The organism is Candidatus Competibacteraceae bacterium, assembly GCA_016713505.1.
GTDB lineage: Bacteria > Pseudomonadota > Gammaproteobacteria > Competibacterales > Competibacteraceae > Competibacter_A.
The window spans coordinates 740,164-765,577 of sequence record JADJPA010000001.1 but is presented as its reverse complement, the minus strand read 5'-3'; the positions used below and the strand labels follow the sequence as shown (position 1 = coordinate 765,577).

The following is a 25,414-nucleotide window of genomic DNA, read 5'->3' as shown; positions in this document are numbered from 1 at the left end:
TCAGCCCACCGGTCCCAACTCCAGCACGTAGCCCCCCACCACCAGCAGATCCTCCGGCTTGGCGGTGGTGGCGGTATCCGCGCCCGGACTCAATACATCCAGCAGATCGCCGGAAGGCGCCAACCGGTAAGCCGGCATATTCTGGCTTTCCAGATGCACCCACCAGTCGTTGCGGCGCGCCTGCAACAGCAGATGGCGCCGCGACAGCCCCAGATATTCGGCATTGATGCCGGAGGCGCGAACCGAAGCCGCGCCCTCCCACCGCAAGGAGTGCGGATCCGCCAGCAGGTGCGGCGCCAGGTCCGCCTCCGAACCGCGCCCGAAGCTCACCGCCTTGTCGCAGGGCACCGGCAACGCCAGCGGCGCGGGCAACCGCACCCAGCCCAGGTAGTGCAGGTTCATCGGCGGCGGCGCGATATACAGCGCCAGTTCCAGCTCCGCAAAGGGGCCCCAAACCCCCGGCAAGGCCAGCGGCACCGACGAACCCTCCAGTTCGCCAAACACCCGATCCGTCTTGTCGACGCGCAGCCAGGCCACGGCTTTGGCGGAGCCGCCTGAGGCCAAGCCGCCCGCCTGATTGAAACCGACCCGCCAATCGCTGATCCCGGAGGCCGCGTAAGTCGACAGTCGTTGCAAGGCCACGCCGGCCACCTGTACGGTGGTCGTCCGCTGCGGCACCCAAGTCAGTTGATCGAGTTCTTCCGGCTCCGAATCCAATGCCGCGGCGTAAGCCGGCGCTGCCGGCGGCCCGACCGGGGTCGGACCCGGCGGTTCCAGCCAGGCTTTGGGATTCAGGATTTCGTCGAAATCCACCGATAAACCCATCATCGGCTCGCGCCGACCCCAGACATCGGTGACCGGATAAGCGACATCCAGTTCGGTCTCCTCTAGCGCCGCCAGCGGATCGGCCGCCACCAAGCTTTCAAGCTGTTCGGGGCGGGCGGGCGCGGCAACGACCCGCCGCTCCGAAGCCCGCAAGGCTTCCGCCATACCCGCCGTCCCCGGCGCTACCCGCAACCGCAAAGCCCGGCCTCGGCGGTCGCGTACCACGAACCCACCTTCACCATCGTCGGCCAGATTCAAACCGCTCGGCGGTTCCGAAAGCGCATCCACCTGCGTCGACGCGCCGGAGCGCAACACCAGCAACACCGACTCGCCGTTCAAAAACGGCCAGCCCTCGACCGCGAAGCTGCTGGCGCGCCGGTCGGCGTTCAACAGCGTCAGCCGCTGGCCCGCATAGATCGGGCCCAGCTCCCGCCAATCGGTCTGACCCTCGCCAGTCGCCTGAATGCGAAATAATGGAGAATCCGCGTCGGACGGCACATAAATTGCGCGCCCGAACAGAAATTGCACTTCGCCCGGCCGCAGGATCGGGTCCGCTTCCACCCGATAGCGAACCGTGGCGTTCTCGGCCAGCGCGTGACCCAACTGCCGCTCGTGCAAGCGCCGGAACTCTTGTAAGAGCGCTTGGCGGCCGCTGCCGTCATCCAGCCGGTCGTCCCGCAGATATTCCTTCTCGGGCAGGCGCACCACGATGTGGCTATAGCAGCTTTCCTTGCGCTGGCGGCCAAACGGCAGGCGCGGATAGCGCTTGAGCGCCTCCAGCAGAAAAACCCCTTCCTGCCCGCTCCGCATCCGCTCCCACAGCAGTGCGACGTCGAAGACGTCCGACACCTTGCGCAAGGTCGCGCAAATCACATAATCGGATACGATCAACGTATCAGAGTGGGTCGTCATGGCTTCTTTCCTCGATCGCGACGGCCAAGGCCACAATCGGCAACACGAACAATACGAGATGGCTGCCGGCGGCGGACAGCAGCGGCATCGGTTGCCCCATCACCGGTAAAAAGCCCAAATTGGTCCCCCAGGACATCAGAAAATGGGCGGCGAGCAAGGCCGCGCTCCCGGACAAGGTAAAATAGAAAAACCCACCCAAGGCCGCAGGCCACGAACGGCCGGTACCGAGACGCCGCAAGGCGCGGTTGGCGATCATTAGCAACAGCCCGATGAACACGGCCTGAATTCCCACCAGCATTAAACCTGCCAACCCGCCGTAACGATTCAAAAAAAACGTCGGCGCGAAATCGCTTTCCACCACGGGGACGGTCATGACCCGCCCGTTGACGGCCTCGCGCCAGACTGTTCCTTGCCAGCCGCCCGCTCGAATCGCTTCCAGCGCCCGCCGTAGCTGATAGCCGGCATGAGGGTAGAATTCCGGCGCGGCCCACGCCCGAATCCGCTCCGCCTGAAAATCCAGCGGCAATGCGTCCGGCCGATCGTGCAGCCCTCGCAGGCCCGCCGCCAACAGCAAGACCAAAGCACCGAGCAGCAGTAAGCCAGACCACCGCCACCACGGCAAGGGATGCGTGCGCAGATAAGCCCAGGCCAGCACCACACCCCAACACAGCAACAGCAGCAGCGGCGAGAAATCGTGCAGATACAGCAGGGCGAAACCACTGGCCACCGCCAATAAGAGCAACGGCCCGAGATAGCGCAACCAAGGGGCTGCCTTATCATAGCTCCAACCGTGCAGCGGCGACTGACCGCGCAAGGCGAGCGCGTGAGCCGCCGCCGCCGCCAGCACCAGCTTGGTCAATTCAAAAGGCTGAAAACCCGCCCAGCCGCCTTCGTCACCCGCAATGACTTGGGCGGCCAGCAACGCCAGCGACACCGCGCCCAGCAGGCGCAATCCCCACCAGAGCCGGCGCTCGCCCGGCCAACCCGCCGGCCTGATCAGCTGCCAGCCGCTCTGCCCGACCCAGGCCAGTCCGCCGAACGCACCGGCCAGCGCCGCCCCGCTGCCGCCGTAACGCAACCAGCCGGCTTCGCCGGAGCCGATGCCCAGCTGCAGCAGCGCCAGCAACCCACTACCCAGCAACAGAGTCACAACGGCCAGCAGGCCGACACTCCACGGCGAACGCACGGTTCCCAGCCAAACCAACAACACCGGCCAAGCGAGCAGATAAGGCCATAGTAAAGGGAGCGTTGCGACGTTCCAATGCATCTCAAGGCACGTCCCCGCCAGCGCCAGACCCAACGCGATCCGCAACCAGCGGTTACCGGCTTGGGAACGCCAGCGCCATTCCCGCGCCGCCCACCATAATGAGCCGGGCACCAGCGCCGACAGCAGCAATCCCAGCCACCCGGCGGGCGCCGGCGAACCGGAAGGCCACAACCACGCCAAACGGCCCCATTCCACCCTCACACCCGACGCTGCCGGCGGCGGCGAATCGGCCAGCCAGCGCCGCGCGCCCGCCACCACCGCCAATTCCAGCACCGGCGCGGCTTGCATCACCTCATACCGGGTGCGACCGACGGTCAACCGATCCCCGACGCCCAGGGGAATCGAACGCTCCCATAACGACTCGGCCTCCGGGGTTCCCACCGCCACGGTCACCAGCGTGCCGTCCCGCCGCCCCGCCGCGCCCGGATCGAGCGCGAAGCCTGTCGGCGTCGGTTCGATGACCACTGTATCCAGCGGCACTCCCGCCAATCCCAGCCGATCCGCGCAATACACGCCGCCGCCCAACCGCAACGGCCGCCGCGTCAAAACCAGCGACCAGCCCAACTTTTCGAGACGGGCGCGCCAGCGAGCCCGCCAATCGGCGTGGCAGGGCGGCAGCAGCCGACCGTCCCGGCGCAGGTTCAGGCCATCGTAATCCCAGCGCAGTCCGCCACCCTGCAAGATCAGCCGTTCGGGTTCCGCGTTCAGCACCGCGAAGGTTTCGGTCCCCACCGCAAACGAAGCGCCCGCCGCCAGCGGCCACGACCGAACCGACCGCGCGTCGTAATGCCCGAAATTCGACCGCCACCTTACTTGCTTGGCGGCTGAGAGATTCGTCAACCGCCATCCGGCCCCCCCATCGCGCCGTAACTCGATATGTTCGCGGTCGGCCTGAGACGCCCACAGGGCATCGCGGCCCAACACCAACGATTGACCGGGCGCTAACTCCACACTCAGCAAGCGCGGCTCCAACCAGGCCGGCGCCTGATAAGCGGTCCAAATGACCCCCAGCACCGGTAACGACCAGAGCGCCAGCAACCACCACCGACCGGCCAGGCCCGAGCTCCAGAAGCCAGCTCCAACACCCGACCGGTCGCTCACGCTCGCTCTCCCGCCACACCGGATCGGCCGGCCGACGGTACCGCCTGCAAAGCGCGGTCGGCCGACCGAGCGGATAGCGACCCCACCGGCCGCGGACGCCACAGGACACCCGTTTCTCCCGGTCCTCCTCGCCACAGCAAGCGCCCGCCCTCCCGCCGGATCGGGCTAAGCTCCTGACTGCTGAACTCCGGCAACGCCATGGCCGGCAGCGGTAAGCCACTGACCGTTAGCTCGCTGGCGCCGGCTCGCCATTCCAACGTCAGCCGATGCGCCACCGCTTCGGATTCCGCACACGGCGAACCGCCCGCGCACAGCGGCTCGCTGGTCACGACCGTCGCTCCTTCAACCGCCGGGGCCGCGCCGACCCACAGCAATTCCAACGGCTCTCCAGCTCGCACCGGACGGGCCGGCGTCAGCCGAAACCGCACCGGCGGGCGTCCTTCGACCGCCGGCCAGCGCGTCACCCACTGCCAGGATTGCCAATTTCCAGGCGTCTCAGCCAAGAACCGGGCGACCGACGGGGGCAGGGTCACCGCCAGCGCCAGCGCCGCTCCACCCCAATGTGCTTGCCAATGGCCCGTCAGACCGGAATCGGATCGCCAGCGGATCGCCGCTAGCAATTGGCGGGCGTTGAAGTCCTCGACCTGCTGGCGCACGTAACGGCCGGTCGCGCTGAAATGCAACATCCGATGCAGCCGCTGGCTGTCTTCATTCCAGGCTCCGGCCAACCAATCCACGGCTCCCGAACGCGGCGCCAGCAACTCCGGATGCGCCCGCGCATACGTTTGGCGCAGCGGCAAATCGGCCGGGGCCACCATGATCCGCCCGTCTGTTTCCGACCGCAGCAAGCCAGCCGCCAACGCTTGAGCGAACAGCTTGGCGTCCTCCTGACGAGACGGTGGGCTTGCCGGCGCGGCGGGCGCGACGGTGGTCGGCCTTGCGTAGATGGCGGCTAACTGGCGCTGTAACAACCCGACACTCGCCGCGGCGCACACCACCATCATTAACAATCCGCTCCACTGTCGCCGGCCCGAACGATTCAGCTTGGGTATGGCTTTCATGGTGGAAAATAATGACACAATAGCGAAATCGCTTGACCCCGCCAGCGGGGATTAGTTTACTGAGTCACCGCCCTCTAAGGACGGCAGCCCGGAGAACCCATCATGCAAAACGGCGAACGGATCGTGATTGCGGGCCGTGAATACCGGCTCGGCTCCGTGCTGTCCAGCGGCGCCGGCAGCTACGGCCAGGTGTGGGCCGCCGTCGATCCCTCCGGCCGCGCCGTCGCCCTGAAAATCATCAACACCGAGGCCATGTCGCAGGCCGACCCCAGCCTCCACGGCCACTGGCGCGCCCATCTGGAGCGCGAGATCAGCTTTCTGGATGGCTTGGACCCCGAACAAGCTCGGCACATTGTCACTTTATTTGCTCACGATCAAGTGAACGGCCAACCTGTTTTGGTCCTGGAGCGGATGCAGGCCAACCTCGGGCAATGGCTGGCGCAAGCGCGCTGGGAGGGAGAGCCGCCCGAGCTATCCCGCATTCTCGATTGGGCCGAACAAATTCTGGCCGGTCTGGAGGTGATTCACCGCGCCGGGTTCGTTTATCGCGATCTTAAATTTAGCAACATTTTGGTTGGCGACCAGGGCGCTGTTCTCAAGCTGGCCGATTTCGGTTCGCTGAAGCGGGAAGATGGCGATAGCACCCGCTCTTTTATCGGCACCCCCGCCACCATGGCGCCGGAACAATTGCTCCCGGTCCGCCGCGGCGCCAAGGGCTGTGAATACGCCGTCGATTTTCGCGCCGACTATTATGCCTTGGGGCTGTTGCTGTTCACGTTGATCACCGCACAGCCGACCACCGCCGCCCAGCGCCGGCTCGGCCAACTGCTGGCCCTGCACGGCCAGGAAGGAGCCGGCCAGCATCGTGAGCGTCTGGGTGGTTTGAGCGATAGCGAACGAGAGCAGGTGCGGCGCTCCATCGAATTCTGGACCGTACCGGCGCGCGCCGCGCGAGCCCGAAACGAAGCGCCTCTGCTGTTGATCGACCTGCTCGACCGGCTACTGGCGCGCGATCCCGCCGATCGTCCCGCCTCCAGCGCGGCCATCCGGGCGATCTTGGACACGGTGCGCTCCAAGCAACCCGCCGCGCTGAGCGTGCCGGACGACCTGACCTCGCCGCCTGACAGGCCACCGAACCGGCATCCCCGCCGCGCCGGTTCTTCGGGTCGATCTCGGTCACGTCGAGCCATCGGTTTGATCGCTCTGTCCGGGCTGGCGGCCGCCTTGGCCCTGGCCGTCGTCATCCGGCCCGGTCAACTCGCGCAACCCGAACCACCCCATGTGGCCCTTACCACGCCAGAGCTTCCCACCGCGCCTGACCGGTCGAACACGGTAGCGAACTCGACCGCCCCAGAGGCCGCGGCTCCCCCAGCCGCCGCTCCGGCAGCGCCGCCCGCGCCGCCGTCCGCGCCCGCCCCATCCGCAGCCGAGTTGGCCGCCTCTCAATCCGCTCCAACGCCTCCGGCGCAACCGCCGCTGGCCGAGGAGCCAGGGACGGACCGGGCAACCGACGAAACGCGGCAGGATCGATCCACATCGATCGCGAGCCCATCTTCTGAAGCCTCTCAAAACACCGCCACTGAAACCGCGCCCACGTTTGCGGTTCCGGCGGAACCTGCCCCACCGACGGCCGATGAGTCCATCGTCGAAGCCACGCCGCAAGCCGAACCCGCTTTACTCTCGCCGAAAGCCAGGCCGGAGGCAATCGTGCATGGCGCAGCCAGCCTCAAACCCTCCCTACGAGCGAGGCGCGCTGCTCCACCAAAAACCAACCTCGCTCCCCTCGTAGCGGAAAAGCCCATACCGGCTAATCCGGCGACCACGCCTAAGAAAGCAACGAGCTGGAACCGTGCAGCAGCGGCCCCCGCCAAGAGCGAGCCGACCGAACCGGCTGAAAAGAGCGTCAGAGCATCGCCTCCCGCCACCGCCCCCGCTGGCGTTTCACCGCTCGCTCCAGCCCCGGTGAAAATCATTTCCGTCGTGAAATCGACCCCAAAATCGGCGGATAGGCCGCTGGCGATCACCCGGCCGTCGCTTTCTCCCGAAAAAGTCACGGTCGGGCAGCGCTCTCGCCAGATCACCTCTCCAGTCGCGCGCGAACGCGCCACGCCAAAAACGCTTGCAGCGCGTCCGCCAGCCGCCCGCGCCACTCACCCGAGCCGGCGTTCTGCGGCCTTGCCGCCCATCGAGTTGGTCAGCCACGCCGATAGCGCCAGGCTCCCGGCAGCCTCCGAGCAACCGCCGCTGGAGTTAGTCAGCCGCGCCACCGCAACCTTTGCTGAGCCCGCAGCGCGCGTCAAGCCGGCTATCGAGTTGGTCAGCCGACCCACGTCTCCACCGGCAACGACGGTGGCCCGACCGGTTCCAGCGCTTTCATCGGCCGCTGCCGTTCGCTCTCAGAATGCAGTATCCGCTGGTCGGAAGGAGTACGGGCGCCCGGTAACCGGCATCCGTCGCGACGCTGAAAATTTCGGGAACTGGGTGGGCCGTACCAGCGCCTCGGTGGGGACCGAAATCCAGCGCGGTCTCGACAGCGTCAATCAGGCGCTCGGCGGCTTGGCCGGCCCTTGCATCAAGGCCAACGGCTGCGGTGCCCAACAGGTGCAGCGCCGCGACCGTTGGTCGCGCTCCGGTCAAGACGCTGCTTCTCGCTAGGGCTCCTTTTAACGGACGAGTTCGCTCAACACTCCTCGACGGCGCCAGCGCCCTTCCGCTGCAATAACTCCACAATGGCCTCGGCAGCCCTGTGGCTGGCGTCGCGGCGCAACCGATTGTGAAGCCCATCGAACGTCGCCTCCAGCTCCGCCCGAGCCGGTGCATCATCCAACCAGCGCAGCACCGCTGGCCCGAGGTTCGCCACCGTGGCGGCGTCCTGAAAAAACTCAGGAACCGCGCTCCGGCCGGCCAGCAAATTGGGTAAAGCGAAATGGGCAACCGTCACCAAGCGCCGGGCGATCCAGGCCGTGATCGGCGCCACGCGATAAGCCACCACCATCGGCCGCTTGAGCAACATGGCTTCCAGTGCGGCGGTTCCGGAGGCCAGCAAGACGACATCGGCGGCGGCCATGACCTCGCGAGACTGCCCCCGCACCAACGTCAGCGGTAAGTCTGGCGCGCGTTCGGCTCGCAATCGCGCCAGTTCGTCGTAGAGCCGCGCCGTCGCCGCCGGAATCAGAAAATGCAGCGCGGGACGTCGGGCTTGCAACCAGTTGGCGGTTTCCAGGAACAGCGCACCCATCCGCGCGATTTCGCCCATCCGGCTGCCGGGCAGCAGCGCCACGACGCGAGTTTCAGCCGGAAAAGCGAGCTCCAGCCTCTGTCTTGCCGTTCCACTAGCGCTGCGCTGGGGAATCAGATCCGCCAGCGGATGGCCCACGTGGCAGACCGTCACGCCATGCCGGTGATAAAACGCCGCTTCAAAGGGCAGCAGGGTCAACATCAAATCGACGGCTCGGGCGATTTTGCGCACTCGCCACGGCCGCCAAGCCCAAACCGAAGGGCTGACATAATGGACGGTAGGAATGCCGCGAACGCGGAGCCGGCGCTCCAGTCCCAGATTGAAATCCGGCGCGTCGATGCCGATGAAAACTTGGGGGGGATCGGCGATGAGCTGTCGGTACAGCCGGCGGCGGATACCAATTAATTCGGGCAAATGACGCAACACTTCCACCAAACCCATCACCGCCAATCGCTCCAGCGGCACCAACGACTGGAAGCCTTGCCCGATCATGGCGGGACCGCCGACACCGCTGAACCGGGCCTGGGGATAGCGCGCCTTCAAGGCCGCGATCAGGTCGCCCCCCAGCAGATCGCCCGACAGTTCGCCGGCGACGAGCGCGATGTGCATGAAGGCGTCGCTAGCGCACGATACCGTTGCGGGACGGGGCCGCCAGGAAGTCGGCCAGAATGTGCAAGCGCGGCCATTCCGCCGTCATGTCCCGCACCTTTTCCACGGCTTCCTCCAAGCGCAGATTGGCCCGATAAATCACTTTATAGGCCCGGCGGATCGCCTGAATTTCCTCATCGGAAAAATCGCGGCGGCGTAGGCCTTCGGCGTTGATCCCGTAAGGCTCGGCGCGATAGCCGGCTACGGTGACATAAGGCGGCACGTCGCGATGCACGCCGCAGGCGAAGCCGCAAAAGCTGTGCATTCCCAGCCGGGTGAATTGATACACCAGGGCAAACCCCCCCAAGACCACATCGTCCTCGATGTGGACGTGGCCCGCCAGCGAAGCTCCATTGGCGAAAATCGTGCGGTCGCCCACCATGCAATCATGGGCGATATGAACGTAAGCCATGATCCAGTTGTCATCACCCAGCCGGGTCAGGCCGGCGTCCTGCGCGGTACCGCGATTGATGGTCACGAACTCGCGGATGGTGTTGCGATCCCCGATGTCCAACCGGGTCGGCTCGCCGCCATACTTCTTGTCTTGCGGCATTTCGCCCAGCGAAGCGAACTGAAAAATCCGGTTGTCGCAACCGATATGGGTTGGGCCCTGAATCACCACATGCGGACCGATCCAGGTTCCGGCGTCGATTTCCACTTCCGCGCCGATCACCGAAAATGGCCCCACCGTCACATCCGGCGCCAGACGAGCCGACGGGTCCACCACGGCGCGCGGGTCGATCACGGTTCGATATCCCGCTTGGCGCACATCACATCGGCGGACGCCACCAACTGGCCATCCACCTTGGCTTCACAGACGAACTTGCCCACCCCGCGTTTGATGCGATCCACCCGAACGCCCAGGATCAACTGATCGCCCGGTTCGACCGGCCGTTTGAAGCGAGCGTTATCGACGCCCACTAGATAATACATGGAGCGATGGTCGGGCCGCTCGCTCTCGCTCTTGAACGCCAGCACGCCGGTCGCTTGAGCCAGCGCCTCCAGGATTAACACACCGGGCATGATCGGCCGCTGCGGGAAGTGCCCCAAAAAATAAGGTTCGTTGAAGCTGACGTTCTTGAGGCCGATCAGCGACTGACCCGGTTCCAGCGCCAGCACCCGGTCGATCAGCAAAAAGGGATAACGATGGGGCAAATATTCCAGAATTTCCTTGATTTCCATGATTTCCAAGGCTTAACCCTCTCAAGTGGAGCCGTCTTGGTCGATTGTTTTTTCCAAGGCCGTCACGCGTCGGAACAGGCCATCCAACTGACGCAGGCGCGCGCTGATCTTGTTCCAGGTCCGGTTCGACTCCACCGCCAACCCCGAGGAATAGATACCGGACTCGACAATGGATTTCGTCACCAGCGACATACCAGTCACCTGAACCCGATCCGCGATTTCCAGATGGCCGGCGATTCCAACCCCGCCGCCCACCATGCAGTGGCGTCCGACGCGGACGCTGCCGGCGATGCCGACGCAACCCGCCAATGCGCTGTGAGCGCCGATCCGCACGTTGTGAGCGACTTGGATTTGATTGTCCAACTTCACACCCTCTTCGATCACGGTATCTTCCAAAGCGCCGCGGTCGATGGTGGTGTTGGCGCCGATTTCCACATCATCGCCAACCAGCACGCTGCCGAGCTGGGGAATCTTGAGCCAACGCCCCCCTCGATCGAGCGCCAACCCAAAACCGTCGCTGCCGATCACCGCTCCCGGATGCACCAAAACCCGGCGGCCGAGCCGAACCCGATGGCAAACCGTCACCTGAGCCACCAAACGGGTGTTTTCCCCCAGCGTGGCCCCCGCGCCGATGACGCAATTGGGTCCCACGAAAACGCCGGCCTCGATCACCGCACCCGCTTCGACCGTGCACTGCGGTCCGATCCAGGCATCGGCCGCGATGCGAGCGCTGGGATTCACCCAGGCAGTGGGATGAACGCCGGTTTCGGCCGGCGGCGCCGGTTCGAACAGGGTGGCCGCCCGCGCGTAGGCGACTTGAGGATTATCGGCCACCAGCGCGGGCGCGGGACAACCGGCGGCGTCTTCGGCCGACAGGATAACCGCGGCGGCGCGGGTGGCCGCCAAATACTGGCGGTAGCGCGGATGGGTCAAAAAGCTGATGTAGCCGGGTCCGGCCTGATGCAAGGGAGCCACTCCGGTGACGACCGTCGCGGCCTCGCAGCCTTGCAAGCGTAGGTTGGCGACCGCGGCGACCTCCCCCAGCGTGGGCATCGTGGTTACTTGGAGGTCAGGCGGCTGAGAACTTTTTTGGTCACGTCCACCTGCGAACTGACATACAGCGTCGCGCCGTCATTGACGATCAGATCGAAGCCTTCTTCCTTGGCAACCCCGTTGATCACCTCCAGCACCTCCTTTTGAAACTTGCCCAATTCCTCGTTGCGGCGCAGGTTGAAATCTTCGCGGAATTCATCGCTGGTCCGCTTCAGCTCGCGCGCCTGATTGCGGATATCGCCCTCCAGGCTCCGGCGCTGGCTGTCGCCCATTACCGCGCCGTCCTTGGACAAGCGTTCTTCCTGTTTGCGCAGCGCTTTCTGCGCTTCGACCAAGCCCTTCTGCCGGGGGGCGAATTCCTTTTCCAGCCGCTTGCTGGCGGCTTCCGCCTGCGGGGCGCTTTTCAGAATCTCAGCGATGCTGACGAAACCAATCTTCAATTCGGCCGCCTGCACCGGCAAAAACGGCAGCGACAGCGCCGTTGCAACCATCAGAGTTTTCAAGAGCTTCAAAATCGATACCTCCATCAGCGAACTATTGCAAACAAACCACCAAAAACCCATTCCCCGACCGGCTTCAATTAATCGGAATGCCGAACGAGAATTGGAAGGCTTCCGTTTCATCACCGTCTTTTTCATTGAGCGGCGCGGCAACGCTTAATACCAAAGGGCCAAACGGAGAGATCCATGTCCCTGAAAGGCCGACGGAATAGCGCAATTCGCCGGCATCGAAGCCATCCACGGTCGAAAAAACGTTACCGGCGTCCAGGAACGCCGCCACCCGCACATTTTCGGATTTTTCAACGAAAGGCACCGGGAAAATCAATTGGGTGCTGGCAATCGTCTTGAACGCGCCCCCGCTGGGATCGTTATTACTATAGCGAGGCCCCAGCGTATTGGCTTTATAACCTCGCACCGACCGCAAGCCGCCCGCATAAAAGTTTTCGAAAAAGGGCAGGCCGTCGGTACCGCCGTAGCCGTTGCCATAGCCGACCTCACCGCCAAGCGACCACGTCAGCCAGGGCGCGAACGGGAAATAAGCGACGCCTCGGTAATTCAATTTATAAAATTCCGCCGTGCTACCGGGTAGGGCGACTTGCGCCGAGAGCTGGTTCAGGCTGCCGCTGGTCGGAAAAATAGCCCGGTCGCGGGTATCGTGCGCCCAACCGCCATCCAGCTTGAATTGATCGTAGGAATCACCGTGCTTGCGCAGATAATCCACCACTTCGGGCGCGGTGTCCGTTTGGGTGTCGAACCAGATGTGTTCGTAGCCGGGGCTGAGGCGCAACGTATCGAATTCGTTCAACGGAAAGCCGAAATTGATCTGGCCGCCGTAAATGTTCTGCGTGTAGTTGGAGGTGTTGAGCTGGGAGCTGTCGATGGCCCGGTAGAACAGCCGGAAACCGAGGCTGACGCCGTCTAGCGTATAATAAGGATTGTTAAAGGAAATGTTGTAGTTTTGGCCGATGTCGCTGTTGTTGAAGACGATACCCAACTGATTGCCGGTCCCCAAAAAGTTGTTCTGGGTCAGACTGGCGTTGAGCAACAAACCCGATTCTTGGCCGTAACCGATGCCGAACATCACGCTGTTGGAGGAGCGTTCGACGATCGTGTAGTTCACGTCCACCTGATCGTTGGTGCCGGGTACGGCGGGCGTTTCGACATTGACGCTTTCTAGGTAATCCAGACGTTGCAAGCGGGTCTTGGAACGTTCGAGATCCTTGCCCGAAATCCATCCGCCCTCGGTTTGCCGCAACTCCCGGCGCAGCACTTCATCTTGGGTTTTGCTGTTACCCTGAAAGTTGATGCGGCGCACGTAAACCCGCCGGCCTGGATCGATTGCGAAATTGATCGCGACTTTCTTGTTTTCGTCGTCCAGGCGCGGCACGGTATTGACATTGGCGAAGGCATAGCCTTCCTCGCCCAGGCGCTCGCTCATTTTCTTGGCGACCTCGGCCATCTTGGCGCGGGAAAAGGTGTCCCCCTGCTTGATGGTGATCAGCTTGCGCAAGTCCTGCTCCGGGACGACGCCGAAGTTGCCTGACAAGGCCACATCTTCCAGGGTGTAACGCTCGCCTTCATTGATGTTGACGGTGATGTACACATCCTGCTTGTCCGGGGTGATCGAGACCTGGGTCGATTCGACGTTGAACTTGAGATAGCCCCGATCCAGATAGAAAGAGCGCAGACTTTCGATGTCGGCCGCCAGCTTCTGCTTGGAATATTGATCGTCCTTGGTGAAAAACGAGAACCAGCCGCTCGTGGACGACTGCAATTGTTTCAAAAGCTCCTTCTCGCTGAACGCCTTGTTACCGATGATGTTGATTCGGTTGATGCTGGCCACCGCGCCTTCCGCGATGTCGATGGCGATCGCCACCCGGTTGCGCTCCAGCGCTTGCACCTGACTCTTGACCCGAACTCCGTAGCGCCCCCGGCTGTAATACTGTTGCAGTAATTCCTGTTCGACTTTATCCAGCAACGATCGGTCGAACACTCGGCCTTCCGCCAATCCGACGCCGGTCAGCGCCTTTTTCAGATCCTCGGTGCTGATGTCCCGGTTGCCGGACAGGCGAACCTCGGCGATGGCCGGCCGTTCGGTCACGGTCACCACCAACACGTTGCCCTTGCGCTCCAAATTGACGTCCGCGAAGAAACCGGTGCGAAACAGCGCCCGGATGATCTCGGGATAATCCTTCTCCGCAACGGTCGAACCGACCTGAACGGGCAAGTAGTTGAACACCGTGCCGGCGGAAACCCGTTGCAGGCCCTCGACCTGGATGTCTTGCACGACAAATTGCGCGGCGCGCGCGCCGGAGGCCGCGGCCCACAGACCAGCAGCGAACAGCAAACAGCGATACGGTTTCATGAGCGAGTGGTTTCCCCTCGGACCAGAACGGCCGGCCCTAACCTAACAGACGGCTGAAATCATTGAACAGGGCCAACCCCATCAGCAGCAGCAAGACAGCGATACCCACCTGCTGTCCCAGATTTTGCACCGCCTCCGATAAGGGACTGCCCTTGATCCATTCGATCAGGTAATACAGGACATGACCGCCGTCCAATACCGGAACAGGCAGCAAATTCAAAACCCCCAGACTGAGGCTGACCAGAGCCAGCATCGACAGGAAAGCCAAAACGCCCGCGTTGGCGGCCTGCCCCGCGAATTGGGCGATGGTCAGCGGCCCGCTGATATTGTCCAGGGACGCCTTGCCGACCAGCATACGGCCCAACATGCGCAAGGTCAGCCAGGACATCTCCCAGGTTTTCTCGATCGCCGCGCCGACCGCCTCCAGCAGGCCATAACGTACCACGACACGCAAGTTCTGGGCGAGGTCTTCCGGTATATCGGCCATGGCGCCGACAAAACCGACCTGCTTGCCCTGGTCGTTCTCTCTCCTATCCGGCGTGAGCGCCAAGATCTGCCGGACGCCGTGGCGCTCGATTTGGACCTTAAAAGGCTGCTCGGGATGGCGCTCGATCATCTCGCGCCAATGCTGCCAATCCAGGACCGGAACGCCATCCGCCGCGATGATGCGATCGCCCGGCTGAAATCCGGCGCGCTCCGCCGCGCCGCCGGCGGATAGCTGGCCGATCACCGCCGGCACCACCAAACGCCACGGAACCAAGCCCACGCCGTCAAAGACCAACGCCGCGCCGGACAATTGCCGGGCGCCGCGAACATCCAGCGTGCGGGTCTTGGTGGAGCCGCGGTCGCCGTCGGCCCCCTCGCTGGAGCAATCGACATCGCATTCCGGCATGACTACCACCCGAATGACCTCCTCATCCATGGCGCGCTCCACCAGAGCCAGCATCACCGCGCTCAGCGAGGGAGTGGGCTCACCGTCGACGGCCACCACCAAGTCGCCTTTCTGAAAGCCGCCCGCCGCCGCCAGCGAACCCGGTTTCGGGGCGTCCAGCAATGGCTTGGCGCCAGGAACGCCAACGGCGAACATCAGGCTGTAAGCCAGAATGGCGAACAAGAAATTGCCCAGCGGACCGGCCAGCACGATGGCGATGCGCGAACCGAGCGGCTTGCGGTTGAAAGCCCGCTCCAAGTCGGCGGGCGGCACCTCACCTTCGCGCTCGTCCAGCATCTTGACGTAACCGCCCAACGGCAGCACGGCGATGACGTACTCCACGCCATCCCGGCCCCGCCATTGCCACAGCGGCCGGCCGAACCCGATGGAAAAACGCAGCACCTTGACGCCCAGCCGACGCGCCACCCAGAAATGTCCGAACTCATGCACCGTGATCAGCAGGCCCAAGGTCACCACAAACGCCAACAGCGAAACCAGCGAGTTCAGCATCTCACGCCTCCAACGGTCGCGCCGCGATCCACTCACCGGCCACGTTGCGGGCCAGGGCATCGTCTTCGAGAATTCGGGCCAGCGTCTCGGTCGGGTGGTGGCAGACCCGCTCCAAGACGTGCTCCACCACGGCCGCGATGGCGGTGAACCGGATGCGCCGCTCCAAAAAAGCGCGCACGGCCACCTCGTTGGCCGCATTCAAGATCGCCGGCGCGGTACCGCCCGCCTTCAGGGCGGCGAACGCCAGCCGCAAACAGGGAAACCGACCGAAATCAGGCGCTTGAAACTCCAGTGCGGCCAGCCGGGCAAAATCGACAAACCCGGCGCCCGAGTCCAAGCGCCGCGGCCACGCCAGGGCGTGCGCGATGGGCACACGCATGTCAGGATTGCCCAATTGCGCCAGCACCGAACCGTCCCGGTACTCCACCATCGAGTGAATCACGCTCTGCGGATGCACGACCACCTCGATCTGTGCGGGCGCCGCGCCGAACAACCAACAGGCTTCGATCACCTCCAGACCCTTGTTCATCATCGTGGCCGAGTCCACCGAAATCTTGCGGCCCATGCGCCAGTTCGGATGCGCGCACGCTTGATCCGGCGTTGCTTCCGGCAACCGCTCCAACGGCGTGAGCCGGAACGGACCTCCCGAGCCGGTCAACAAAATCCGCCGTACGTCGGAGCGGGCGATGCCATCGCCGGCGGACAATCCCGCCGGCAAGCATTGAAAAATCGCGTTGTGCTCGCTGTCGATCGGCAACAGCTCCGCGCCACCCTCCCGCACCGCCGCCACGAACAGCGGGCCGGCCATGACCAGTGCTTCCTTGTTGGCCAACAGCACCCGCTTGCCGGCCCGCGCCGCCGCCAGCGTCGGTAGCAATCCGGCGGCGCCAACGATGGCGGCCATGACATAAGCGGCCTCGTCCGCGGCCGCCACCTGCTCCAAACCCGCCACGCCCGCCAAAACCTCGATCGGTCTGCCGAGCGCCAGCAAGCGGTCTTGCAACCGCTGGGCAGCCTGGAAGTCGGCCATCACCGCGACTGAAGGTTCGTGGGTCAGGCACTGTTGGAGCAGGCCCTCGACATCCCGATCGGCGGTCAGGGCCACCACCCGAAACCGGTCGGCGTGGCGTTGCAACACGTCGAGCGTGCTGACTCCGATCGAGCCGGTCGAACCGAGAATGGTGACGCCGATGCGCGCGCTCACGGCCCGATCCCGTAAAGGCCCAATAGAAAGACCGGCGCGGCGGCGCTCAGGCTATCGACCCGGTCGAGCACCCCGCCGTGACCGGGCAGCAGCGAACCACTGTCTTTCAGGCCGGACTGGCGCTTCATCATGCTCTCGAACAAATCGCCCGCAATGGAAAATCCCATCGTGATGAGGCAAACGGCGACAAATCCGAACCCGCTGGCGCCGACCTTCAGAAAGGCCGCGCCGACCAGGGCGAGAACCAGAGTCGCCAGACCGCCGCCCAGCGCGCCTTCCCAGGTCTTACCGGGGCTGATGGCCGGGGCCAGCTTGCGCCGCCCCCAACGCCGCCCGGCGAAGTAGGCGCCGATATCGGCCGCCCAAACCAGCAGCAGCAGGAACACTACGGAACGCGGGCCATAGTCGGCGCGCAACGCCATCAGCGCCGCCCAGGGCGCGGCCAGCACCACCAACCCGGCCACCGCCACCGTCATGGGGCGCGACCGTTCCGGGCGGCCGGCGTAACGCCGCAACCAAACCAACGCCCCGCACCAAGCCCCGACCACGGCAACCAGCAGAGCGCCGATAAAGCCGCTTTTCCCGAGCAGCGGCCAGCTCAGTAAAATCAAGGCCAGCACCGCCGCCACATACCACAGCCGTTCGCGGGCGCCGTTCCAGCCCGCCAGCCTCGCCCATTCCCAGGCGCCGGGCAGAATCACCACCAACAGGGCCACGCCGAAACCAACGGCGGGCAATTCCAGCACCGCCCACACCACGATGACAGCCAGCACCAAGGCGGTCAAGATGCGCTGCTTAAGCACGCCGCCCCCGCGCGATTTGCTCGCCGGTCAACCCGAAGCGGCGCTCCCGGCCCGCGAAGGCCGCGCACGCCGCCTCCAGATCGGCGGGTCCGAAATCCGGCCACAGCCGGTCGGTGAAATATAATTCCGTATAGGCCATTTGCCACAGCAGAAAATTGCTGATGCGTTGCTCGCCGGCGGTGCGGATGAACAAATCCGGCTCGGGCAAATCGGCCAAACAGGTATGGTGGTGCAAGGCGCTGGGGGTAATGTCCCCGCACCGTAGCCGCCCCGCCACTACCTCCTCGGACAGCCGGCGCGCCGCTTGGGCGATGTCCCAACGCCCGCCGTAATTGGCGGCGATCACCAGCGTCAGGCCCGTGTTCTTGGACGTGCGCCGCTCGGCTTTACTGATGTAATCCTGCAAGGTCGGGGAGAACGCCGTCGGTTCGCCGATAAAGCGCAACTGGATGTTGGCGTTGTCCATCCGGCGAATCTCGCCGCGCAAGGTGGTCAGAAACAAATTCATCAAGACTTCGATTTCCGGCCGGGGCCGGCGCCAGTTCTCGCTGCTGAACGCAAACAAGGTCAGCACCTCGATACCGCGTTCGCTGCACGCCTGCACGATCCGGCGCACCGTCCTGGCGCCCTCTCGATGGCCGGCCGCGCGCGGCAGGGACCGCTGCTGCGCCCAACGCCCGTTGCCGTCCATGACGATGGCGACATGGCGGGGCAACCGGTCGCTCGGCGTCGCGGCATCCGAAACTGGCGGCGCGTCCAAAGTATCAGCTGACCTTCGGGAAAGTCCCGATCCCAATGTTCATCGGACTCGCCGGTCCCCGCCCCATGGCTCGGTCAGATTTCCATCAATTCGGCCTCTTTGGCCGCCAGCGCCTTATCCACCGCTTGAATGTGTCGGTCGGTGAGTTTCTGGATCTCATCCTGCGCCTGACGTTCGGCATCTTCGGTAATTTTCTTGTCCTTGAGCAGGGTTTTGAGCTGGTTGTTGGCGTCGCGGCGAATGTTGCGGATCGCCACCTTGGCGCCTTCGCCTTCGTGGCGGACGACCTTGACCAGATCGCGGCGGCGCTCCTCGGTCAGCGCCGGCAACGGCACCCGGATCGTGGTGCCGGCGGAGGCCGGATTCAACCCCAGATCGGATTTCAGAATGGCTTTTTCGATCGGTCCGATCAGGTTCTTTTCCCAAGGCGTCACCAGCAAGGTCCGGGCATCGGCGATCCCGACCGAGGCGACCTGATTGAGCGGCACGTCGGAACCGTAATAACCGACCATAAGGTGATCCAGCAGGCTGGCATGGGCCCGGCCCGTGCGCAACTTGGTCAATTCCTGCTTGAGGCTGTCGACGCTTTTGACCATCCGGTCGGCGGATTCTTTTTTAAGATCATCGATCATGGTCGTCATTCCCGCACCACGGAAGTGCCCAGATTGTCCCCGCACACGATCCGCACCAGATCACCGTGGCGATTGATGTTGAATACTTTCAGCGGCAGGTCGTGCTCGCGACACATCACGATGGCCGTGGCGTCCATCACCTGAAGCTTGCGGGCCAGGGCTTCGTCGTAGGTGAGCCGGTCGTAGCGCACCGCCGTTGGATCCTTGAAAGGATCGGCGGAATAAATGCCGTCCACCTTCGTAGCCTTGATCATCACCTCGGCGTTGATCTCAATGGCGCGCAGGCTGGCGGCGGAGTCGGTGGTGAAAAACGGGTTGCCGGTGCCGGCGGCGAAAATCACCACCCGGCCTTTTTCCAGATGACGGATGGCACGACGGCGGATGTAATCCTCGCAGACCTGATTGACGCGCACCGCCGACATCACCCGCGTGAACACGCCGAGCCGTTCCAGGGTGTCCTGCATGGCCAGCGAGTTCATCACGGTCGCCAGCATCCCCATGTGATCGGCGGTCACCCGGTCCATGCCGGCCTTGGCCAAGCCGGCCCCACGAAACAGATTCCCACCGCCGATCACCATGCCCACCCCCACGCCGAGCCGGCTCAACTGACCCACCTCGCCGGCGATGCGGGCGAGCACTTCGGTATCGATTCCAAAATCCCCCTCGCCCATCAGGGCCTCACCGCTGAGCTTGAGGAGAATCCGCTTGTAGATCGGTCTGGAATCCTGCATGGGCATCGGCGCGATCCGTAGGATGACAACGGGCGGATTGTACTGTATTAACGGTAAGGACGGCAGGGGCGGGCGCCGGACAGGTCGCGGTCCGGCGGTTCGTTCAATCGCCGCGAACTTGGGCCATCACCTCGGCGGCAAAATTATCGGCCTTTTTTTCGATGCCCTCTCCCAGTTCGAAGCGCTCGAACCGGACCACCTTGGCGTTGCGGGCCGCGAGCAATTTTTCCACGGTTTGGTCGGGGTCCTTGACGAAGGCTTGACCCAGCAAGGTGATTTCGTCGAAATACTTGCGCAAGCGGCCCTCGACCATCTTTTCGATGATGTTGGCCGGTTTGCCGCTGGTCGCGGCCTGGGCGGCGTAGATTTCCTTCTCCTTGGCCACCACCTCGGCCGGAACCTGAGCGGCGCTGACGCACAGCGGCCGGCTGGCGGCCACGTGCATGGCGATGTCCTTGGCCAGCTCGGCGTCGCCGCCCGCCAACTCCACCAGCACTCCGATGCGGGTGCCGTGCAGGTAACTGCCCAGCACGCCCTTGGGGTTGCTGAACCGGACGCAGCGCCGGACGTTGATGTTCTCACCGATCTTGGCGATGCAGTCGCGCCGGTTCTGCTCGACGCTCTGGCCGTTGGCCATGTTGGCCGCCAGCAGCGCGTCCAGATCGACCGGCCCCACGGCGAGCGCGGTTTCGGCCACCGCGGCGACGAACGCCCGGAAATCATCGTTTTTGGTGACGAAATCGGTTTCGCAATTGATCTCGACCATGGCGGCCGCGCCGGTGGTGTGCTTGATCGCGATCAGGCCTTCGGCGGCGACGCGGCTGGCCTTCTTGTCGGCCTTGGCCTGACCGGCCTTGCGCATCAACTCGACCGCCGCCTCGATATCACCACCGGTTTCTTGCAGGGCCTTTTTGCATTCCATCATCCCCGAACCTGTGCGCTCCCGCAGCTCCTTGACCAGCGCCGCCGTAATGTCCGCCATGCTTGCCTACCTCTGACAAAATCGAGCTAAAGTAAAACCTGCTTCATGAAATCAGCCTGAACGGCCGCAATCCCGCAAAAAAAGCCCGCGCGCCGAGCGCGCGAGCCCTCTTGCAACAGCGCCGCCAGGGGTTCAAACGCCGCCTTCAGCCGGGAGCGGTTCCTCGGGAATTTCAACGAATTCTTCCTCGGCGCTGCGACCGGACGCCAGCAGCGCCCGGCCCTCCAGCGCCGCCTCAGCCACGCCGCCGACGTACAGCTGGATGGCGCGGATGGCGTCGTCGTTACCGGGGATGACGTAGTTCACGCCGTCGGGGGAGTGGTTGGTATCCACCACGCCGAGCACGGGAATCCCCAGCTTATTGGCTTCCTGAACGGCGATTCGCTCGTGGCCGACATCGATCACGAACAAGGCATCCGGCAGACTGGCCATGTCCTTGATGCCGCCCAGGCTGCGCTCCAGCTTGTCCATCTCCCGGCGCAAGCCGATCACTTCCTTCTTGGCCAAGCGGTCGAAGGTGCCGTCCTGCGCCATCAATTCCAGCTCCTTAAGCCGCTTGATCGACTGGCGGACCGTTTTGAAATTGGTCAACATACCGCCCAGCCAGCGATGGTTGACATAGGGCATACCGCCCCGGATCGCCGCCTCGGCGGTCGCCTCGCGCGCGGAGCGCTTGGTGCCGACCAGCAGGATCTTTCCGCCCTTGGACGCCATTTTCCCCACGTAATTCAGCGCGTCCAGGTACAGCGGTAGGGTCTTTTCCAAATTGATGATGTGAATTTTGCTGCGCGCTCCGAAAATATACGGAGCCATTTTGGGGTTCCAGTAACGCGTCTGGTGGCCGAAATGCACGCCGGCCTCCAGCATCTGGCGCATTGAAATAGTCGCCATCGCCGAACAGTCTCCTCATCAGAATCAGGGTTGAGCCTCCATCCGCCCCGGCCAGCGACCCACAGGGGGCACCCGGCCAGCCGTGTCGGCGGATGTGCGGATTAAAAAATCTCAGTAAGGTTTGCCATTAAGGCGCGCGCTTTATAACATGGTTCGTTCGGGAAAACCAATTGCGCCGCCGGTCGGCGCGCGCCGCTCCAACCGGCGGCGCGCGCGCCAGCCAGCGCTCCACCCTCGATTTCGCACCTTCCCGCAGACCGAAGCCCATGTTCCAAAGAGCCCCTAAAAAACCGACCAGCATCACCTTCAAGAGCGCCGAAGAGATCGAAAAAATGCGCGTGGCCGGCCGGCTGGCCGCCGAAGTGCTGGACATGATCGGCCCGCATGTCTGCGAGGGCGTCACCACCGAAGCGCTGGATCGGCTTTGCCACGACCATATCGTCGCTGTCCAGCAGGCGATTCCGGCCCCGCTCAACTACCGGGGCTTTCCCAAATCGATTTGCACCTCGGTCAATCACGTGGTCTGTCACGGCATTCCGGGGCCGAAAAAGCTCAAAAAGGGCGATGTGGTCAACCTCGATATCACGGTCATCAAGGATGGCTTTCACGGCGACACTAGCCGGATGTTTCAGATCGGCACGCCGCCGGTCGCCGCGCAGCGGGTGACCAAGATCGCGTTCGAGTGTTTGTGGGTCGGCATCCGGCTGGTGCGGCCCGGCATCCGGCTCGGCGATATCGGCCACGCCATTCAGAAACATGCCGAAGCACAGCATTGTTCGGTGGTGCGCGAATACTGCGGTCACGGCATCGGCCGGGAATTTCACGAGGAGCCGCAAGTCTTGCATTACGGCGACCCCGGCACCGGCGTCGAGCTGGTTCCAGGCATGACCTTCACCATCGAGCCGATGATCAATGCCGGCAAACGACACGTCAAACTGTTGCCCGACGGCTGGACCGTGGTCACCAAGGATCATTCCATTTCCGCGCAGTGGGAGCATACCGTGTTGGTCACCGACAGCGGTCACGAGGTTCTCACGCTCGGCTCCGGCAGTCCGCTTTAGCGCTTTAGTCTCGATCCTTTCGGAATAGGTATGGATTTCAATAGTTCGCCCGCCTCCACTCGCCCGCCGGCCTTCCAACCCGCCGCCCCGCAACCGGTTCCGCCGGGGGACGGCATCGCCTCGGAGGCGAGCGCGTTCGAGCGCGAACTGGCGGAGATGGACTCGCTCGCCTCGTTTCGCGGTCTGCTCAAGGCGAGCGCCGTCCGCTTCAAAACCTGGTTTGAGGCCGGTAGCCCCGCGCATGAACTGGTGCCCGCCCGCGCCCGCTTGATGGATGAAGTGCTGCAACGCGCTTGGCGGCAGTACTTTGAAGCGGATACCACCGATCTCGCCCTGGTGGCGGTGGGCGGTTACGGCCGCGGCGAACTGCATCCCGGCTCGGATGTGGACATCATGATCCTGCTGGACGATACGGCGCTCGATGCCCGCCGCTCCGGCCTGGAACGTTTTTTGACCTTTTTGTGGGACATCGGTCTGGAGGTCGGCCACAGCGTGCGCACGGTCGAGGATTGCGCGCACGAGGGCGCGGCTGACATCACGGTCGCCACCAGCCTGATGGAAGCTCGTTTGCTGACCGGTTCGACGGAGCTGTTCGAGCGGATGCGCGCCATGACGGGGCCCGACCGCATCTGGCCGGATGGCGCGTTCTTCGAAACCAAGCGGGAAGAACGCTGCCAGCGCTGCCACAAATACAACGAAACCGCTTTCAATCTGGAGCCGAACATCAAGGACGGACCCGGTGGTCTGCGCGATCTTCAGATGATCGGCTGGGTCGCCAAGCGCCACTTCGGGGCCAGCACCTTACAGGAGCTAGTCGGTCACGGCTTCCTGAGCCCGAGCGAATACGCCGAACTGATCGAATGCCGCGATTTTCTCTGGCAGGTGCGCTTCGCCCTGCACGTCCTCACCGGCCGCCGCGAGGATACCCTGCTGTTCGATCACCAGCGCCGCATCGCCCAACGGTTCGGCTATCAGGACCAAGATCACACGCTGGGCGTCGAACAGTTCATGCAACGTTATTACCGAACGGTCACCGCCCTGTGCCAGTTGAACGAGATGTTGCTGCAACTGTTCGAGGAAGCGATCCTGCCGGCCGACGACTCCGACGAACCGCAGCCGGTCAACCGCCGTTTTCAAGTGAGGCGTGGTTATCTGGAAGCCGTGCGGCCGAACGTTTTTCTGCGCTACCCCTTTGCCTTGCTGGAGATTTTTCTGCTCTTGCAACAGCATCCGGAAATCAAGGGCATTCGCGCCAGCACCATTCGGCTGATTCGCGACCACCGGCTGCTGATCGACGAAAAATTCCGCAACGACGTGCGCACGCGCAGCCTGTTCATGGAGATCCTGCGCCAGCCGCACGGCGTCACCCAGCAACTGCGGCTGATGGGCGCTTACGGCGTGCTGCCCGCTTATCTGCCGGAATTCGGCCACATCGTCGGGCGGATGCAGTACGACCTGTTTCACGCTTATACGGTGGACCAGCATATCCTGTTCGTGGTGCGCAACCTGCGGCGCTTCTTCCTGCCGCAATTCGCCGGGGAACTGCCGCGCTGTAACGCCATCATGGAGAGTTTGCCCAAGCCGGAGTTGCTCTATATCGCCGGGCTGTACCACGACATCGGCAAGGGGCGCGGCGGCGATCATTCGGAGTTGGGCGCCCAAGACGCGGAACGCTTTTGCCGCCAGCACGGTTTGAGCTCCTTCGACGGCCGGTTGGTCGCCTGGCTGGTGCGCCAGCACTTGACCCTATCGCTGACCGCTCAAAAAAAAGACATTCACGATCCGGACGTTATCAATGCCTTCGCGCGACTGATGGGCGATCAGCTGCACCTGGACTATCTGTATCTGCTCACGGTCGCCGATATTCGCGCCACCAATCCCAAGTTGTGGAATACCTGGCGAAACTCGCTGTTATGGCAGTTGTACGAGGCCACGCGCCGGGCGTTGCGGCGCGGGCTGGACAACCCGATCGACAAGGAGGAGCGCATTAGCGAGGTACAGGCACAAGCCCGCCAACAACTGAGCCTTACCAAAATCGACCGCGAGCGGATCGATCAAGTCTGGGAGGGTTTCGGCGACGATTACTTCCTGCGCCATTCCGCCGACGAAATCACCTGGCACACGCGGGCAATCCTCAAGAAACGCCACGACCCGCGACCGCTGGTCATGGCCCGCGACGATCCGAGCCGGGGCGGCACCGAAGTGTTCATTTACACCCGCGACCAGGACAACCTGTTCGCCCTGATCACCTCCATTCTCGACCAGTTGGGCTTGACCATTCTGGACGCCCGCATCATCACCGGCCACAGCGGTTATACGCTGGACAGCTTCACGGTGTTGGAAGCTTCCGGCGCGCTCATCCAGGACCGAGCGCGGATCAAGGATATCGTGACGGGGCTTCTGCATCATCTCAGTCGCCCGGATGCCGTTCCGCTGTTGCCCAGCCGGCATATCTCACGGATTCAAAAAGCTTTTCACATGCCGACTTCAGTCTCCTTCCGCGAAGACGCCACCAATGGCCGGACCATGGTGGAACTGGTGTCTTGGGACCGTCCGGGTCTGTTGTGCCGGGTCGGGCAAGCGTTCATTCAATGCGGGGTCCAATTGCACAACGCCAAGATCGCCACCATCGGCGCTCGCGCGGAAGATGTGTTCTTCGTCACCGACCGCGATAACCGTATCTTGAACGATCTCGACCAATACACCGCGCTGCGCGAGGCGTTGGTCAAGCAATTGGACTCGGAGAATCAATAACCC

General features: G+C 63.6%; 20 protein-coding genes. 3 read left to right on the top strand and 17 right to left on the bottom strand.

The window, feature by feature from the left end:
- From IPK09_03485 to IPK09_03475, 3 genes are read right to left on the bottom strand one after another with little or no spacing between them, the layout of a single operon-like run.
- Complete coding sequence (locus tag IPK09_03485; protein MBK7982677.1) at nt 1-1,737, bottom strand: hypothetical protein; 1,737 nt, start codon at nt 1,735-1,737, stop codon at nt 1-3.
- Nucleotides 1,721-4,105: an FtsW/RodA/SpoVE family cell cycle protein gene (locus IPK09_03480; GenBank protein ID MBK7982676.1), complete on the bottom strand. Its 2,385-nt coding sequence runs from the start codon at nt 4,103-4,105 to the stop codon at nt 1,721-1,723. The genes IPK09_03485 and IPK09_03480 overlap by 17 nt, the downstream gene beginning before the upstream one ends.
- Nucleotides 4,102-5,184, bottom strand: a complete 1,083-nt coding sequence (locus IPK09_03475; GenBank protein ID MBK7982675.1) for a hypothetical protein — start codon at nt 5,182-5,184, stop codon at nt 4,102-4,104. The genes IPK09_03480 and IPK09_03475 overlap by 4 nt, the downstream gene beginning before the upstream one ends.
- Before the next feature lie 84 nt (nt 5,185-5,268).
- Between IPK09_03475 and IPK09_03470 the strand changes: the two genes are divergently transcribed.
- Nucleotides 5,269-7,821, top strand: coding sequence for a protein kinase (locus IPK09_03470; protein ID MBK7982674.1), 2,553 nt, complete (start codon nt 5,269-5,271; stop codon nt 7,819-7,821).
- A gap of 25 nt (nt 7,822-7,846) precedes the next feature.
- Here the strand turns inward: IPK09_03470 and lpxB are convergent, their stop codons facing one another.
- The 14 genes from lpxB to rpsB form a co-directional block, all read right to left on the bottom strand.
- The gene (gene lpxB / locus IPK09_03465; protein ID MBK7982673.1) at nt 7,847-9,013 is read right to left on the bottom strand and encodes a lipid-A-disaccharide synthase; all 1,167 of its coding nucleotides are present in this window, start codon (nt 9,011-9,013) and stop codon (nt 7,847-7,849) included.
- 10 nt (nt 9,014-9,023) lie between these two features.
- Nucleotides 9,024-9,797, bottom strand: a complete 774-nt coding sequence (gene lpxA / locus IPK09_03460) for an acyl-ACP--UDP-N-acetylglucosamine O-acyltransferase (protein MBK7982672.1) — start codon at nt 9,795-9,797, stop codon at nt 9,024-9,026.
- A complete protein-coding gene (gene fabZ / locus IPK09_03455; protein ID MBK7982671.1) occupies nt 9,794-10,234 on the bottom strand; it encodes a 3-hydroxyacyl-ACP dehydratase FabZ in 441 nt (146 codons plus the stop codon). The genes lpxA and fabZ overlap by 4 nt, the downstream gene beginning before the upstream one ends.
- Before the next feature lie 21 nt (nt 10,235-10,255).
- The gene (gene lpxD / locus IPK09_03450) at nt 10,256-11,287 is read right to left on the bottom strand and encodes a UDP-3-O-(3-hydroxymyristoyl)glucosamine N-acyltransferase (GenBank protein ID MBK7982670.1); all 1,032 of its coding nucleotides are present in this window, start codon (nt 11,285-11,287) and stop codon (nt 10,256-10,258) included.
- Nucleotides 11,288-11,292: 5 nt separating this feature from the next.
- Nucleotides 11,293-11,778 carry an OmpH family outer membrane protein gene (locus tag IPK09_03445; protein MBK7982669.1) on the bottom strand — a complete coding sequence of 162 codons (486 nt, stop codon included), beginning with the start codon at nt 11,776-11,778 and terminating at the stop codon, nt 11,293-11,295.
- An 85-nt stretch (nt 11,779-11,863) separates the two neighbouring features.
- Nucleotides 11,864-14,152, bottom strand: a complete 2,289-nt coding sequence (bamA, locus tag IPK09_03440) for an outer membrane protein assembly factor BamA (GenBank protein MBK7982668.1) — start codon at nt 14,150-14,152, stop codon at nt 11,864-11,866.
- Nucleotides 14,153-14,189: 37 nt separating this feature from the next.
- A complete protein-coding gene (gene rseP / locus IPK09_03435; protein ID MBK7982667.1) occupies nt 14,190-15,590 on the bottom strand; it encodes an RIP metalloprotease RseP in 1,401 nt (466 codons plus the stop codon).
- A 4-nt stretch (nt 15,591-15,594) separates the two neighbouring features.
- On the bottom strand, nt 15,595-16,821 hold the full coding sequence (locus IPK09_03430) for a 1-deoxy-D-xylulose-5-phosphate reductoisomerase (GenBank protein ID MBK7982666.1): 1,227 nt from the start codon (nt 16,819-16,821) through the stop codon (nt 15,595-15,597).
- The gene (locus tag IPK09_03425; protein ID MBK7982665.1) at nt 16,794-17,600 is read right to left on the bottom strand and encodes a phosphatidate cytidylyltransferase; all 807 of its coding nucleotides are present in this window, start codon (nt 17,598-17,600) and stop codon (nt 16,794-16,796) included. The genes IPK09_03430 and IPK09_03425 overlap by 28 nt, the downstream gene beginning before the upstream one ends.
- Nucleotides 17,593-18,291 carry a di-trans,poly-cis-decaprenylcistransferase gene (gene uppS / locus IPK09_03420; GenBank protein MBK7982664.1) on the bottom strand — a complete coding sequence of 233 codons (699 nt, stop codon included), beginning with the start codon at nt 18,289-18,291 and terminating at the stop codon, nt 17,593-17,595. Before uppS ends, IPK09_03425 begins: the two co-directional genes overlap by 8 nt.
- Before the next feature lie 143 nt (nt 18,292-18,434).
- On the bottom strand, nt 18,435-18,992 hold the full coding sequence (gene frr, locus IPK09_03415; protein ID MBK7982663.1) for a ribosome recycling factor: 558 nt from the start codon (nt 18,990-18,992) through the stop codon (nt 18,435-18,437).
- A gap of 5 nt (nt 18,993-18,997) precedes the next feature.
- Nucleotides 18,998-19,723, bottom strand: coding sequence for a UMP kinase (pyrH, locus tag IPK09_03410; protein ID MBK7982662.1), 726 nt, complete (start codon nt 19,721-19,723; stop codon nt 18,998-19,000).
- Nucleotides 19,724-19,826: 103 nt separating this feature from the next.
- Entirely contained in the window at nt 19,827-20,705 is an 879-nt protein-coding gene (locus IPK09_03405) for an elongation factor Ts (protein ID MBK7982661.1), read from the bottom strand.
- A gap of 132 nt (nt 20,706-20,837) precedes the next feature.
- Nucleotides 20,838-21,596, bottom strand: coding sequence for a 30S ribosomal protein S2 (gene rpsB, locus IPK09_03400; protein ID MBK7982660.1), 759 nt, complete (start codon nt 21,594-21,596; stop codon nt 20,838-20,840).
- Between the two features lie 266 nt (nt 21,597-21,862).
- On the opposite strand from rpsB, the gene map reads away from it, so the two are divergent.
- Both map and glnD read left to right on the top strand, forming a co-directional pair.
- Complete coding sequence (gene map / locus IPK09_03395; GenBank protein ID MBK7982659.1) at nt 21,863-22,657, top strand: type I methionyl aminopeptidase; 795 nt, start codon at nt 21,863-21,865, stop codon at nt 22,655-22,657.
- A gap of 156 nt (nt 22,658-22,813) precedes the next feature.
- Nucleotides 22,814-25,411 (top strand): [protein-PII] uridylyltransferase, encoded by a 2,598-nt coding sequence (gene glnD, locus IPK09_03390; GenBank protein ID MBK7982658.1) that lies wholly within the window; start codon nt 22,814-22,816, stop codon nt 25,409-25,411.
- The last annotated feature ends 3 nt before the right edge of the window (nt 25,412-25,414 follow it).

What these genes read in the sequence shown, in the direction of transcription:
- IPK09_03485 (MBK7982677.1), bottom strand. Translation starts at nt 1,737, where the DNA reads ATGACGACCCACTCTGATACGTTGATCGTATCCGATTATGTGATTTGC.
- IPK09_03470 (MBK7982674.1), top strand. Translation starts at nt 5,269, where the DNA reads ATGCAAAACGGCGAACGGATCGTGATTGCGGGCCGTGAATACCGGCTC.
- lpxB (MBK7982673.1), bottom strand. Translation starts at nt 9,013, where the DNA reads ATGCACATCGCGCTCGTCGCCGGCGAACTGTCGGGCGATCTGCTGGGG.
- fabZ (MBK7982671.1), bottom strand. Translation starts at nt 10,234, where the DNA reads ATGGAAATCAAGGAAATTCTGGAATATTTGCCCCATCGTTATCCCTTT.
- lpxD (MBK7982670.1), bottom strand. Translation starts at nt 11,287, where the DNA reads ATGCCCACGCTGGGGGAGGTCGCCGCGGTCGCCAACCTACGCTTGCAA.
- IPK09_03445 (MBK7982669.1), bottom strand. Translation starts at nt 11,778, where the DNA reads ATGGTTGCAACGGCGCTGTCGCTGCCGTTTTTGCCGGTGCAGGCGGCC.
- bamA (MBK7982668.1), bottom strand. Translation starts at nt 14,152, where the DNA reads ATGAAACCGTATCGCTGTTTGCTGTTCGCTGCTGGTCTGTGGGCCGCG.
- uppS (MBK7982664.1), bottom strand. Translation starts at nt 18,291, where the DNA reads ATGGACGGCAACGGGCGTTGGGCGCAGCAGCGGTCCCTGCCGCGCGCG.
- frr (MBK7982663.1), bottom strand. Translation starts at nt 18,992, where the DNA reads ATGATCGATGATCTTAAAAAAGAATCCGCCGACCGGATGGTCAAAAGC.
- pyrH (MBK7982662.1), bottom strand. Translation starts at nt 19,723, where the DNA reads ATGCAGGATTCCAGACCGATCTACAAGCGGATTCTCCTCAAGCTCAGC.
- IPK09_03405 (MBK7982661.1), bottom strand. Translation starts at nt 20,705, where the DNA reads ATGGCGGACATTACGGCGGCGCTGGTCAAGGAGCTGCGGGAGCGCACA.
- rpsB (MBK7982660.1), bottom strand. Translation starts at nt 21,596, where the DNA reads ATGGCGACTATTTCAATGCGCCAGATGCTGGAGGCCGGCGTGCATTTC.
- map (MBK7982659.1), top strand. Translation starts at nt 21,863, where the DNA reads ATGTTCCAAAGAGCCCCTAAAAAACCGACCAGCATCACCTTCAAGAGC.
- glnD (MBK7982658.1), top strand. Translation starts at nt 22,814, where the DNA reads ATGGACTCGCTCGCCTCGTTTCGCGGTCTGCTCAAGGCGAGCGCCGTC.